12 protein-coding genes are annotated in these 13593 nt (G+C 65.1%); 6 read left to right on the top strand and 6 right to left on the bottom strand.

What is annotated here, in order from left to right; all coding sequences use genetic code 11:
• Positions 1 to 110: 110 nt before the first annotated feature.
• From M0208_RS07120 to M0208_RS07105, 4 genes are all read right to left on the bottom strand, one after another.
• Positions 111 to 719, bottom strand: a complete 609-nt coding sequence (locus M0208_RS07120; RefSeq protein ID WP_258891025.1) for a flavodoxin family protein — start codon at positions 717 to 719, stop codon at positions 111 to 113.
• A gap of 37 nt (positions 720 to 756) precedes the next feature.
• The gene (locus tag M0208_RS07115; protein WP_258891024.1) at positions 757 to 2055 is read right to left on the bottom strand and encodes a M20/M25/M40 family metallo-hydrolase; all 1299 of its coding nucleotides are present in this window, start codon (positions 2053 to 2055) and stop codon (positions 757 to 759) included.
• 176 nt (positions 2056 to 2231) lie between these two features.
• A complete protein-coding gene (gene glnA / locus M0208_RS07110; protein ID WP_258891023.1) occupies positions 2232 to 3644 on the bottom strand; it encodes a type I glutamate--ammonia ligase in 1413 nt (470 codons plus the stop codon).
• Positions 3645 to 3689: 45 nt separating this feature from the next.
• The gene (locus M0208_RS07105; protein ID WP_258891022.1) at positions 3690 to 4028 is read right to left on the bottom strand and encodes a P-II family nitrogen regulator; all 339 of its coding nucleotides are present in this window, start codon (positions 4026 to 4028) and stop codon (positions 3690 to 3692) included.
• 325 nt (positions 4029 to 4353) lie between these two features.
• On the opposite strand from M0208_RS07105, the gene M0208_RS07100 reads away from it, so the two are divergent.
• Positions 4354 to 4875 (top strand): hemerythrin domain-containing protein, encoded by a 522-nt coding sequence (locus tag M0208_RS07100; RefSeq protein WP_258891021.1) that lies wholly within the window; start codon positions 4354 to 4356, stop codon positions 4873 to 4875.
• 337 nt (positions 4876 to 5212) lie between these two features.
• Positions 5213 to 5356 carry a type II toxin-antitoxin system HicA family toxin gene (locus M0208_RS18555; protein ID WP_408988083.1) on the top strand — a complete coding sequence of 48 codons (144 nt, stop codon included), beginning with the start codon at positions 5213 to 5215 and terminating at the stop codon, positions 5354 to 5356.
• 80 nt (positions 5357 to 5436) lie between these two features.
• On the opposite strand, the gene M0208_RS07095 is transcribed toward M0208_RS18555, so the two are convergent.
• Complete coding sequence (locus M0208_RS07095; RefSeq protein WP_258891020.1) at positions 5437 to 7599, bottom strand: PQQ-dependent dehydrogenase, methanol/ethanol family; 2163 nt, start codon at positions 7597 to 7599, stop codon at positions 5437 to 5439.
• 85 nt (positions 7600 to 7684) lie between these two features.
• Positions 7685 to 8509 (bottom strand): type I methionyl aminopeptidase, encoded by an 825-nt coding sequence (gene map / locus M0208_RS07090; RefSeq protein ID WP_258891019.1) that lies wholly within the window; start codon positions 8507 to 8509, stop codon positions 7685 to 7687.
• Between the two features lie 51 nt (positions 8510 to 8560).
• Between map and M0208_RS07085 the strand changes: the two genes are divergently transcribed.
• From M0208_RS07085 to M0208_RS07070, 4 genes are read left to right on the top strand one after another with little or no spacing between them, the layout of a single operon-like run.
• The gene (locus M0208_RS07085; protein WP_258891018.1) at positions 8561 to 9319 is read left to right on the top strand and encodes a molybdopterin-binding protein; all 759 of its coding nucleotides are present in this window, start codon (positions 8561 to 8563) and stop codon (positions 9317 to 9319) included.
• Between the two features lie 55 nt (positions 9320 to 9374).
• Entirely contained in the window at positions 9375 to 12374 is a 3000-nt protein-coding gene (gene ileS, locus M0208_RS07080; protein WP_258891017.1) for an isoleucine--tRNA ligase, read from the top strand.
• Positions 12371 to 12898 (top strand): signal peptidase II, encoded by a 528-nt coding sequence (gene lspA, locus M0208_RS07075; RefSeq protein WP_258891016.1) that lies wholly within the window; start codon positions 12371 to 12373, stop codon positions 12896 to 12898. The genes ileS and lspA overlap by 4 nt, the downstream gene beginning before the upstream one ends.
• Complete coding sequence (locus M0208_RS07070) at positions 12891 to 13382, top strand: DUF3035 domain-containing protein (protein ID WP_309546987.1); 492 nt, start codon at positions 12891 to 12893, stop codon at positions 13380 to 13382. The genes lspA and M0208_RS07070 overlap by 8 nt, the downstream gene beginning before the upstream one ends.
• Positions 13383 to 13593: the final 211 nt, after the last annotated feature.

Genomic DNA, 13593 nt, shown 5'->3' with positions numbered 1-13593 from the left:
CGATGCGAGTGCGCAATGCGTTCTAGGACTAACCTTAGCCTAACCTTCCGCAATTTTGCGTGTCGTTACCATCCCCCTCCAAGACCATTTCCGCTTGTGATCGCCAAACCTCACCCCGCGCCCGGCAACGGCTCCGCCTTGAGCAATTTCGCCAGATGCGCCGCGTTCGTCGCGACCATGCTCGCGGTCTTCGTCACTTTCTCTGGCGTCTTCTCCAAATCCTTGAAATCGACCGACCCCATCGCCTCACCGACCCAGTAACACGCGGCGACCGGCGGGATCGTCCAACCCGTGTCGTTAAGTGACTGAAATATCTGCGCCGAGGACCAGTGCGCGCCGTCCTCGTTGCCGACGATCGCGGCGACCGCGACCTTGCCGTAGCTCGGCATCCGGCCTTCGTCGTCGGTTTCGTCGAGGAACGCGTCCATCCGTTCCAGCACGCGTTTGCCGATGCTGCCGAGTTGCCCCATCCAGATCGGGCCGCCGAAGATCAATATGTCGTGGGCGAGGATTTTCTTGCGGATCGCGGGCCACGCGTCGCCGTCGCCTTCGTCGCTGGTGACGCCGGGCTTTACATCGTGTTCGGCAATGCGGATCGTTTCGGTGACCTCGACGCCGACCTTGGCGAAGGCCTTTTCCAGCACGGCGATCATCGCGTCGGTCGATGATTCGCCCTTGGCCTTGAGCGTGCAATTGATTGCGATCGCCTTGATCGGCATTATTTCTCTCCGGGCTGGAATGCCCCCGAGAGACGCGTCAGCGCGGGCGCAGTTCCTTGGACAGGCGGCTGATCAGCACCGCGCTGCGCAACGCCTGCCGCGGCAGGCTGGTCAGGTCGACCCACTCGCCCTCCGCATGCGCACCCCCGCCGCTCGCCCCCATCCCGCCCATCGTATCGGCGTCGGCCGCGACGAAGCTGGAATCCGCAGCCCCGCGCTTCGCCGGATCGTATTCGCTCATTTCAGGCAGCCCGAGATCGCGGTTCGCGACGTTCAGCTTGGCGAGCAACGCGCGGTTCGCGGCGGTCGGCGGCATCGAGGGATAACCGTCGAAGAACGCGAGTCTGGCATCGGTGCTGGGCAGATGCTTCGCGACGATCGCCGCCATCTTCGCCTTCGCGCCCGCATCCTGCTCCGGTGTAAGCCCGCGCAGGTCGCCGCGCGCCACCGCCCGCGCCGCGACGATGTTGGTCTTGCCGGTCACAGTCGCATTGACGCCCGCCTCGTCCAGCGCCGCCGGTGTGCCGCCCGCGATCACCCCGACATTGTAGGTCAGATTCGGCTCGGGCAACTCGCGGCGGAAATCGTCGATGATGCGGGCGAGTTCGTAGATTGCGCCGTAACCAAGCGTCTCGCCGAAGATGCCGCTCGAATGGCCGGTCTTGCCGCTCGCGACGATCTCCCAGCTGTTGGAACTGCGCCGTGCGGTCGTGCCGAAATCCTTGCCGCCTTCGGTCGCGACATTCTCATATTCCAGCGCGACGTCGGCCCATTTGCCCGCCGCGACCAGATCGCGCCGCGCCACATCCTGCGGCGTGCCGGTCTTCTCCTCGTCGCCGGTCAGCATGACCTTGATGTCGGCGGCCTTGAGCGTCCCAGCCGCTTGCATGGCGCGCAGGGTGGCGACGATCACCACTAGCCCGCCCTTGTCGTCCCCCACGCCGGGGCCGATGGCGCGCGTGCCCTCGCGCTTGAAGCCGGTGAACGGGCTGTCGGGCTCGAACACGGTGTCGAGGTGGCCGATCAGCAGCACGCGTTTGCCGCGCCCGTTCCCTTCATGCGTCGCGACGATATGCCCCGCGCGGCCGGTCGCCTTCATGTCGATCCATTCGACCGTGAAGCCGAGCGGTTCGAGCTCGGCGCGCATCATGTCGCCGACCTTCGTGACGCCCGCGATGTTCAGCGAACCGCTGTTCTGGGTGACGAGTTTCTCGAGGAGGGCTTCGTGGCGGGGGGCTTCGGCGGTGACGGTCGACTGCATGCGGGATTCGGGTGGGGTGAGTTTCGCGACGGCGGGGGTGGCGAGAATGAGGGCGGCGAGGGAGAGGAGGCGCATTGGGGGAGGCTAGCGCGGGAACGGGAAAAGTAAAACGGGCGCCGGTGGTCCCGACGCCCGCTTGTTCTGGTCAACGCCGCGGCAAAGCCGCGTCGGTCGGGGCTTTAGCCCCGCCGGCCGACAGCGGCTGTGCCGCCGGACTTCGTCGGCGGCAGTGGCGCGGGCGTGGCCGCGCCTCAGCCGCTGTAGTACATATCATACTCAACCGGGCTAGGCGTCATCTCCCACCGAGCGACCTCCGCCCGCTTGATCTCGACATAGGCCGCGATCTGGTCGGAGGAGAACACGTCACCCTTCAACAGGAAGTCGTGATCCGCCTCCAGGCAGTCCAACGCCTCACGCAGCGAACCCGATACGGTCGGCACTTCGGCCAGTTCGGCGGGGGGCAGGTCGTACAAATTCTTGTCCATCGCTTCGCCGGGGTGGAGCTTGTTGAGGATGCCATCCATCCCCGCCATCATCAGCGCGGCGTAGGCGAGATACGGATTCGCCAGCGCATCGGGGAAACGCACCTCGACGCGCTTCGCCTTCGGGCCGGTGCCGTAGGGGATGCGGCACGAGGCGGAACGGTTGCGCGCCGAATAGGCGAGCAGCACCGGCGCTTCGTAACCGGGGACGAGCCGCTTGTAGCTGTTGGTCGACGGGTTGGTGAAGGCGTTGACCGCCTTCGCGTGCTTGATAATGCCGCCGATGAAATACAGGCACATGTCGGACAGGCCCGCGTAACCGTTGCCCGCGAACAATGGCGTCTTGCCGTTCCAGATCGAGAAATGCGTGTGCATCCCCGAACCGTTGTCCTCCTTGATCGGCTTCGGCATGAACGTCGCGGTCTTGCCGTAGGCGTGCGCGACCTGATGCACGACGTATTTGTAGATCTGCATCCGGTCGGCGGTGGTGGTCAGCGTGCCGAAGGTCAGGCCCAACTCATGCTGCGCGGCGGCGACCTCATGGTGATGCTTGTCGCACGGAAGGCCCATCTCGATCATGGTCGAGACCATCTCGCCGCGGATGTCGACCGCGCTGTCGACCGGGGCGACCGGGAAGTAACCACCCTTCGCACGCGGGCGGTGGGCGAGGTTTCCACCCTCATATTCGCGGCCCGAATTGCCCGGCAGCTCGATGTCGTCGATCTTGTAGTAACTGGTCGAATAGCTGTTTTCGAACCGGACGTCGTCGAACATGAAGAATTCGGCTTCCGGCCCGACATACACCGTGTCGCCGACGCCGGTGGTCTTCAGATAGGCCTCGGCGCGCTTCGCGGTCGACCGCGGATCGCGCGCGTAGAGTTCGCCGGTCGAGGGTTCGACGATGTCGCAGATCACGATCAGCATCGGGGTCGCCGAAAACGGATCGGTGTAGACCGCGTCCAGATCGGGCTTCAGCACCATGTCGGATTCGTTGATCGCCTTCCAGCCCTCGATCGAGGAACCGTCGAACATCAGTCCGTCGGTGAATTCGTCCTCGCCCATCAGCCCGGCGACCATCGTCAGATGCTGCCACTTGCCCTTGGGATCGGTGAAGCGCAGGTCGATCCACTCGATCTCCTCGTCCTTGATCTTCTTCAGGACGGATGCGGCCGTATTCGCCATGTTATTTAGTTCCCTAGCTGTATGTATTGAGTGAAGGGCGTAAAATCAGATCGCGTCTTCGTTGCGCTCGCCGGTGCGGATGCGCAGCGCGGTTTCGACGGGCATGACGAAGATCTTGCCGTCGCCGATGCGGCCGGTCTGCGCGGCTGCGGCGATCGCCTCGACCACGCGGTCGACCAGGCCGTCCTCGACGACCACTTCCAGTTTCACCTTGGGGAGGAAATCGACGACATATTCGGCCCCGCGATAGAGCTCGGTATGCCCCTTCTGACGGCCGAAGCCCTTCGCCTCGGTCACGGTGATTCCGGAGACGCCGACCTCGTGCAGCGCCTCCTTCACCTCGTCCAGCTTGAACGGCTTGATGATCGCTTCGATCTTCTTCACGCGTGTGTGTCCACCCCGGTATGACCCTCGCCCGTGCGTCGAGCTTGCACTGAACGTGCCAGTCGGCGCGCGCGAGGGCAAGTGCGGGACTCGTCCGTGTGAGCGGGTCAACGACTGCCTAACGATTGGGCAGCGGGATTGAGTGTGCCGGTTTGTGGGGCACATCGCAGATGCTGCGCCGACATGCCGCCTCCGCCCGTTACGGCACTGATCCAGATCAGCGAAACAGCCCAGGAACAAATGCCCGCTCCCGCAGGTTGAGCGAGTTCGAGAAAATCCTTTCCAAAAAAGCAGATAGGCCAGCCCGATGTCCATGCTCGACCAGATGATCGCCGCCGTGACTCCGCCGGAAAGCGACGCAGACCGCGCCGAGGCGCGTGCCAAGGCGCAGGCGACGGCTACCCCCGGTGGATGGTTCGCGATGATCCTGGATCATCATGTGCTGCTCGAAGATGCGTTCGCGGCGACCAAGGCCGCCGGAGACGCGAGCGCGCGGACTGCGGCGCTGAAGCGACTGGGCGTGATCCTGACCGGTCACGCCATCGCCGAGGAAGCGGTGATCTATCCGGGGCTCGGCGAGGCCGGTGAGAAGGGTCATGCCGAGCTGGGCTATAACGAGCAGGTCATGGTCAAGATGCAGATGGCGATGCTCGAGAAACTCGACCCGATGAGCCAGGATTTCCTCGACAAGCTCGAACATATCCGCGGCGCGGTCGCGCACCATATGTACCAGGAGGAAGGTACTTGGTTCGTCGAACTGAGCGAACAAGCGCCAGCTGCCGACCAAGCCATGATTACGAAACGGTATCAGGAAGAATGGTCGCGCTACGTTGGTGCAGAAGCCTGACACGGCGCCAATATGGAGCGTCGCGCACCCGGCGAGAGGGAGCACCGCGGTTCGCTTGGGCGGGACATCCTCTTTCCTCGGGTTGGCTCAGAAGAGCGCTGGCCGAGCAAGCATATGCTTTAGACTAGAAGGGTGATTTCTATGCAGGTCACAGCGGACTCAATCCGGCGGTAGAAGGGGGTTCACCGCACTAAACCCCAAACCGGCTGTGTCAGCGAAGGAGAAACGATCGAAGAGGCGGTTGCTAACCTGCTCGAAGCAGTGGTGCTGTATCTGGAGAAACTTCTGATCGAGATCGTCGGGCCACCCGTGGTGACCGGTTTCTCGATCGGCATAGATGCATGACTATCCGGTTCTGTCGGGCTCGGAAATCGTACGGGCGCTGGAACGGCTAGGCTTTGTAAAAGTGCGGCAGCGCGGCAGCCAAGTTGTGCTGCGTCACGGTGGCGCTGGCTGCGTGTGCCACTGCACCGCGAGGTGAAGCGTGGCACGCTTGGCGGCATCGTGAGGCAGGCAGGAGTGACGCCCGAGGCGTTTTTGGACGCGCTGCGGCGCTACGCTTCATCGCGGTGCCCTTTGCCCGCCGCCCAGATTCTGCTGCGCCCAGTTCGCCTCGTCGATCACGTACAGCCGCACCAGTTGCGCCTGTTCGGGCGTCATCACCTTGGCGAAGCTGACCATGCCGTTCTTCGCCAGCGCGCCGTCGATCAGGATTGATTTCCACGCATCCGCGTCCCCCAGCGTCGCCGAGCGCTGCAGGTTCGGCAGCACGCCGCCGCCGCCCGCGCTCGCGCCGTGGCAGACCTGACAATAGCGGCCGAACAGCAATTGCCCTTCACCGATCTGCGCAGACGTGCCGGTCGAGGCGGGTAGGGCGACCGGGGATGAATCCTGCGGGGTGGTCGCGGGCAATTTGCCCTTCGCGGCCAGCTTGAAGACGATCAGCCGCGGCACGTTCGGCACGTCGCGCGCTGCGCCGATCGCATAGCCGATCGACAGCGGCAGCGCGCCGCCACGCCCGGCGAGGATCGCGATATATTGCTCGCCGTTCACCAGATACGTCGCCGCGCCCGCCATCACGCCGGTCCCGACTGGATAGCTGAACAACTGCTTCCCGGTGTCGGCGGCATAAGCGCGGAACTCGCCCAGCGCGGTGCCCTGAAACACCAGATTGCCCGCGGTGGTCATCGTCCCGCCGTTCCACGCGACCGGATGCTTCACCACCCAGCGCGGTTTATTGGCGACCGGATCCCACGCCACCAGCGATCCCGTCGCGCCTGCGGTCGCGGCCTTCACGGTCGCGGCGTCGCGCGGATACATCGCGTTGCCCAGATCCTGCCCGACGTTGAACCCGATCGGCTTGGCGGCATCGAGCGCGGAGGAGGGGTTGAGGTATCCGGCGCCGACCTGTTGCGCGGGGATGTACGCCAGCCCGGTCTTCGGGTTGAAGCTCATCGGCTGCCAGTTGTGCGCGGCGATCGCGCTGGGGATCGCCACGAACGGCTTGCCGGTCTTGTAGAAGCGCGCCTCGGGATGTTCGATCGGGCGGCCGCTGGAAATATCGTAGCCGCTGGCCCAGTTCACGACGTCGATGAACTTCCCCGCGTTGATCAGCTTTCCGTTGGTCCGGTCGACGACGTAGAAAAAGCCGTTTTTCGGCGCCTGCATCAGCACTTTGCGCGGCTTCCCGTCGATCGTCAGCGTCGCCAGATTGATCGGCTGCGTCGCGGTGAAATCCCACGTTTCGCCCGGCGTCTCCTGATAATGCCAGACATATGCTCCGGTTTCCGGCTTCAGCGCGACGACCGAGGACAGGAACAGATTGTCGCCCTGACCCTCGCTGCGCAGCCCGTGATTCCATGGGCTCCCGTTGCCGACGCCGAGGTACAATTGGTCGAGTTCGGCGTCATAGACGATCGAATCCCATACGGTCCCGCCGCCGCCCGACTGCTTCCACTGGCCGTTCTTCGACCAGGTCGGCGAAACCTTCGCCATCGCCGCGTCGGACGCTTCGCCGTCCTTCGCGCCGGTCGGGTTGGGGACGGTGTAGAAGCGCCATTTCTTCTTGCCCGTCGCCGCGTCATACGCGGTGACGTAGCCGCGCACGCCGAATTCCGCGCCGCCGTTGCCGATGATGACCATGTCCTTCACCACGCGCGGGGCGCCGGTGATCGTGTAGGGCTTGGCATTATCGGTGGTCTGCACCGACCAGTCGGGCTTGCCGCTGTCCGCGTTCAGCGCGATCAGGCGGCCGTCGATCGTCCCGGCATACAGCCGCCCCTTCCACGCCGCGACGCCGCGGTTGACGACGTCGCAGCACGCCTGCGCCCCCTTGTCCTTCGACACGCCGGGGTCGTATTCCCACAGCTTCTTACCCGACGCGGCGTCGAACGCGAACACCTTCGACCACGGGCCGGTGACGAACAACTTGCCGTCGATCACGACCGGCGTCGCCTCCTGCCCGCGCGCATCGGGCATGTCGGCGTACCAGGCGACGCCAAGCTGGTTGACGTTCCCGGCGTTGACCTTGGTCAGCGGGGAGAAGCGTTGTTCCTGGTAATTATACCCGGTCATCGCCCAGTCGCTGCCGTCGCCGCCGGTGGTCAGCAGCGCGCCGTCGACCTTCGCCACGCCGGTCTTTCCCGCCTTTTGCGCATCGTCGCCGACGAAGTTGACGCTGCACCCCGCGAGAAGCGCCGCCAGCAGCGCCGAACCGATCCGCATAACCCTCTCCCCGCCCCGCTTGCCGGATGCGCGGGGCAATCGTGACGCAGAGCGCGGTGGAAGGGAAGGGGGTAAGCCGCTCCGATTAATAAGGCGGCTTGTCGAACCCGCCGGGCGACGCGGTGAATATCTCGCAGCCGTCTTCGGTGATGCCGATCGAATGTTCGAACTGCGCCGATAGCGACCGGTCGCGCGTCACCGCCGTCCAGCCGTCGTCGAGCAGCTTCACGTCGGGCCGCCCGATGTTGATCATCGGTTCGATCGTGAAAATCATGCCGGGCTTCAACTCCGGTCCGGTGCCGGGACGGCCGACATGGACGACTTCCGGCGCGTCATGGAACAGGCGTCCCAGGCCATGCCCGCAGAAATCGCGCACCACGCCGAACCGGTGAGCCTCGGCATGGCGCTGGATCGCGTTCGCCACGTCGCCCATGTGGTTGCCGGGCCGCGCCTGCTCGATGCCGAGCATCAGGCATTCGTAGGTTACTTCGACCAGCCGCTTCGCCTTCAACGGCACGTCGCCGATCAGGTACATCCGCGACGAATCGCCGTGCCAGCCGTCCAGGATCGGCGTTACGTCGACGTTGACGATATCGCCCGACCGAAGCGGCTTGTCGCTCGGGATGCCGTGGCACACGACGTGGTTGATCGAGATGCAGGTCGAATGCGTGTAGCCGCGATAGCCGAGCGTCGCGGGGATGCCGCCGTTCGCTTTTACGAAATCGAAGATCATCCGGTCGATCTCGGCGGTCGTCACGCCGGGGATCATGTGCGGGACGATCATGTCGAGCGTCGCGGCGGCGAGCTGCCCCGCCTTCATCATGCCGTCGAACGCATCGCGGCCGTGGAGCTTGATGGCGCCGGTCCGCCCCATGGGCGCGTCGCTGGTGACGGTTACGTAATCGGTCATGGAGGTGGATATAACGTAGCGGGGCGGATTTTGCGAGGCTATGCGGAACCTATGCAGCACGAACGCATCTGGACCGCCGCGCTGATCGTGATCGGCGATGAAATCCTGTCGGGCCGCACGCAGGACAAGAACGTGTCGCAGATCGCCTTGTGGCTGAACGTGCAGGGCATCCGGCTGGCCGAGGTGCGTGTGGTGCCCGACATGCAGGACGCGATCGTCGAGGCGGTGAATGCCCTGCGCGCGCGGAACGACTACCTCTTCACCACCGGCGGAATCGGCCCGACGCACGACGACATCACGGTCGATGCGATCGCCGCCGCGCTGGGCGTCGGCGTTGAACATCACCCGAAAGCGGTCGCGGTGCTGGAGCGATATTACGCGACCCGCGGCGGCGCGACCGAGGCGCGGCTGCGGATGGCGCGCGTGCCGGAGGGCGCGGACCTGATCGAGAACCGCATGTCGGGCGCGCCGGGCATCCGCATCGGCAACATCTTCGTCATGGCGGGCGTGCCTCACATCACCGCCGGGATGCTCGACGCGCTGACCGGCACGCTAGAGGGCGGCCGCCCGGTGGTGTCGCGGACGATCGGCTGTTGGGTCGCAGAGAGCGAGGTCGCGGATCTGTTGGGCGCGGTGGAGAAGGCGCATGCCGGGGTGGCGATCGGCAGCTATCCGTTCTTCCGCGAGGGGCGGACGGGGGCGAATTTCGTCGTGCGCTCGCCCGATGCGGGATTGGCGGATGCGTGCGTCGCGGCGCTAACCGCGGCGCTGGGGGACAAGGGGTATCAGGTGGTAGCGGAGGGGATCTGACTTCGGGCGCGCCATAGTGACGCCCGCGCATTCCCGCGCTAATGCCCGCGCACCCATGACCGACAGCACCGAACAGAAGCGCGATTACCGCGACACCGTCTTCCTGCCGAAGACCGACTTCCCGATGAAGGCCGGCCTTGCCGCCAAGGAACCCGCGATCCTCGATCGCTGGGCGAACATCGGCGTGTACGATCGCCTGCGCGAACAGCGCGCGGGCAAGCGGCGCTACATCCTCCACGACGGCCCGCCCTACGCCAATGGCGACATCCACATGGGCCATGCGATGAACAAGGTGCTGAAGGACATCATCGTCCGGTCGCGCACGCTGATGGGATATGACGCGCCCTACGTCCCCGGCTGGGACTGCCACGGCCTGCCGATCGAATGGAAGGTCGAGGAAGCGTATCGCGCGAAGAAGCTGAACAAGGACGACGTCCCCGTCGCGCAATTCCGCGCCGAATGCCGCGCTTATGCCGAAAAATGGGTCGCGGTGCAGCGCGCCGAGTTCGAGCGGCTGGGCGTGATGGGCGACTGGGCCGACCCGTATCTGACGATGAAATACGACGCCGAGGCGACGATCGTCGGCGAATTGCTGAAGTTTGCGGAGAGCGGGCAGCTGTATCGCGGCGCGAAGCCGGTGATGTGGTCGCCCGTGGAAAAAACCGCGCTGGCCGAGGCCGAGGTCGAATATGAGGACGTGGTGTCGACCCAGATTGACGTCGCGTTCGAGATTGTGGATGCGCCGAATGCGCCCGAACTGGTCGGCGCGCACGCGGTGATCTGGACGACCACGCCGTGGACGATCCCGGTGAACCAGGCGCTGAGCTATGGGCCGGAGGTTGAGTACGTCGTTGTCGAGGCGAGTTGGGGTCTCGAACTGACAGACGCTTCGTTCGAGAACGGTGCCAACGTCATCAACAAACGGCTATTGATCGCGGAGGCGCTTTTGCCTTCCGTGGCTAACCGCCTGGGCTTTACCAGCAGCACGGAATCGTGGCGTGGCAAGGGTTCCGACCTCGCCGGAGCAACCGCGCGTCACCCGATGCATCACTTCGGCGGGTTCTTCGCGAAACCCCGCCCGTTCCTGCCCGGCGATTTCGTCACAACCGATGCGGGCACGGGCCTCGTTCACATGGCGCCCGACCACGGCGAGGATGATTTCCTGTTGTGCAAGGCGTACGGGATCGATCCGGTGTTCGCGGTCGATGGGGCGGGGATGTTTCGCGGCGACTGGGCGTGGCTCGGCGGGCAGGGGTCGGTCATCAACAAGAAGTTCGTCGCCAGCGACGGGCCGATCTGTTCAAATTTGCGCGCGGCGGGGGCGTTGCTCGCGGCGAGTGACGATTTCAAACACAGCTATCCGCATTCGTGGCGGTCGAAGGCGAAGGTGATCTTTCGCGCTACGCCGCAGTGGTTCATTCCGATGGACGCTCCTGCTCCCCCCTCCCCTTCAGGGGAGGGGCCGGGGGTGGGGTGTCTCAGTCTCACCGAGACCGACGCGCCCGTGGAGAGACCCCACCCCAACCCCTCCCCTGAAGGGGAGGGGCTTACGCTAGGCCACGCCCAGGGCAACGCCGCCACCCTCCGCGAAATCGCGCTCGACGCGATCGAGCGGACGACTTGGGTGCCCGCGCGCGCGGAAAACCGCATCCGATCGATGGTGGAGGGCCGCCCGGACTGGGTCATTAGCCGCCAGCGCGCATGGGGGGTGCCGATTGCGCTCTACGTCCACCGCGCGACCGGCCAGTATCTCAACGACAGCGCGGTCAACGACCGGATCGTCGCGGCCTTCCAGGCGGGCGGGGCGGATGCGTGGTTCACCGCGGACCATCAGGCGCTACTGGGCGACAAATACGACCTCGCCGACTACGAACCGCAGAACGACATTCTCGACGTGTGGTTCGACAGCGGCTCCACCCACGCCTTCGTGATCGAACAGCGTTACGGCGAGGGCGTCCGTGCGGACCTCTATGTCGAAGGGTCCGACCAGCATCGCGGCTGGTTCCAGTCGTCGTTGCTCGAATCCGCCGGCACCCGCGGGCGCGCTCCGTATGATGCGGTGCTGACGCACGGCTTCGCGCTGGACGACAAGGGGCGGAAGATGTCCAAGTCGCTCGGCAACGTCGTCGATCCGCTGAAGATCATCGGCGAGAGCGGCGCGGACATCCTGCGCATGTGGGTCGCCTCGACCGATTATTTCGAGGATGTGCGGATCGGCAAGGAGGTGCTGAGCACCGCGTCCGACGCGTATCGCAAATTGCGCAACACGTTCCGCTATCTGCTCGGCGCGCTCGACGGGTTTTCGGAGGCCGAGCGCGTGGCCATCGCGGAGATGCCCGAGCTGGAGCGGTACGTCCTGCACCTGCTCCACGCGCTCGACCGCGACCTGCGCGACGCGGCGGAGAAGTATGAGTTCAACCGCTACAACCGGCTGCTTACCGATTTCGCGAACGAGGATCTGTCGGCGTTCTTCTTCGATATCCGCAAGGATTCGCTTTATTGCGACGCGCCAACAGACGCGAAGCGCCGCGCGTACCGGACCGTCCTCGACACGCTGTTCCACGCGTTGGTCCGCTACGCCGCGCCGGTGTTGTGCTTTACTGCGGAAGAGGTCTGGCAGGCGCGGTATCCGAGCGACGACCAGTCGGTGCATTTCCTGACGTGGCCGGATCAGGTCGGGAGCGCGGATCAGGCGCTGGCGACAAAATGGGATCGCGTTCGAGAGTATCGATCCGCGGTAACTGAAGCCATCGAGCCATTGCGGCGTGACAAACTTGTTCGCTCAAGTCTTGAAGCCGACGTTTTCATGGACGTAGATGGACATGATCAGGTGGAATTACTTCAATCGGTAGACTTCGCAGAAATCGCGATCCTGTCCAGCATTCGGATGGATGCGAACGTGAGCTCCGGCGATTTCCACGCTGATCCGCGCACTAAAGCATCGATAAGCGTGACGACGACTCGATTTTCGAAATGTGGCCGCTGCTGGCGGCACCTGCCCGAAGTGACCGAAGACGGCGCCCTCTGCGCGCGCTGTGAGAGCGTGGTCCCATGAAGCGCGCTATTCCAACGGTCGGCCTCACCGTCGCGGTCGGTTTGTTCATCGCCGATCAGCTGACGAAATGGATCGTCACCGGGCCGCTCGGGATCGACTATCTCGGCGCGTACCGCGAGATCACGTCGTTCTTCGACCTGCGCTTCGTGCAGAACATCGGCGTCTCGCTGGGCCTGCTGCGCGCCGAGAGCGACATCGCGCGCTGGGCCTTGGTCGCAATGACCGGGGCGATCGCGATCGGCGTGTGCGTGTGGATGTGGCGCGAATCGAACCGCGCGGATCAGGTCGCGCTCGGCTGCGTGCTGGGCGGGGCGCTGGGGAATATCGTCGACCGGGTGCGGTTCGGCTATGTCGTCGACTTCGCCGATCTGCACATCGGGGAATGGCGGCCGTTTTTGGTCTTCAATGTCGCCGACGCGGCGATTACGATAGGCGTGCTCATCCTGCTGGTCCGCGCATTGCTGATCCGCGAGAAGCCGGGCAAGGCGTCGGCAAATGAGCCTGTGGAGAAATTCAATGCGTAAGTTCGTGATTGCCGGGGCCGGAATCGCCGCGCTCGTGACGCTGGCCGGTTGTGGCAAGAGCGGTTTCGACCGTGCGCGTCCCGACGAATTCGCGGTCGCGCGGCAGCCCTCGCTGATCATCCCGCCCGATTTCGCGCTGGTCCCGCCGACGCCCGGCGCGGCGCGGACGCAGCAGACCAACACGCAGGGCCAGACGCTGGAGGCGCTGTTCGGCGGCGCGCCGCGTAATGCTGCAGAGGCGGCGACGGTCCAGGCGGCGGGCGGCGATTCGGCCGACGCCGGCATCCGCAGCCAGGCGGGCGATCCCGACACCAACGTCGTCGACAAGGGCCAGACGACCCGCGACATCGTCGCTGCGCCGGAAGGCGACGGCCAGGACGCTCGGGCGGCAGCGAATACGGGTGCGAATGCGCCTGCGCCTGCCGCTGCGACACAACAGCCTGCGCCGAGCCCGAGCCCGACCCCGCCCGCTACGCCGAAGTAAGCCGATCCTCCCCGGTACGGGGAGGTGGCGCGCCGAAGGCGCGACGGAGGGGGCTTTCCGCGAGCGGAACCCTTGCGGCCCGCCCCCTCCACCAGCTTCGCTGGTCCCCCTCCCCGTGCCGGGGAGAATCGGGTAAGTCGATCGACTGAATCGGCTTCCCTTCATCCCCCCGCCATGCCACTCCCGCGTCAACCAAACGGGGAGAGGCTGG

The organism is Sphingomonas sp. SUN019 (assembly GCF_024758705.1).
GTDB lineage: Bacteria > Pseudomonadota > Alphaproteobacteria > Sphingomonadales > Sphingomonadaceae > Sphingomonas.
Note: the sequence above shows the minus strand (reverse complement) of the source record. Positions and strands in the feature narration are given on the sequence as shown.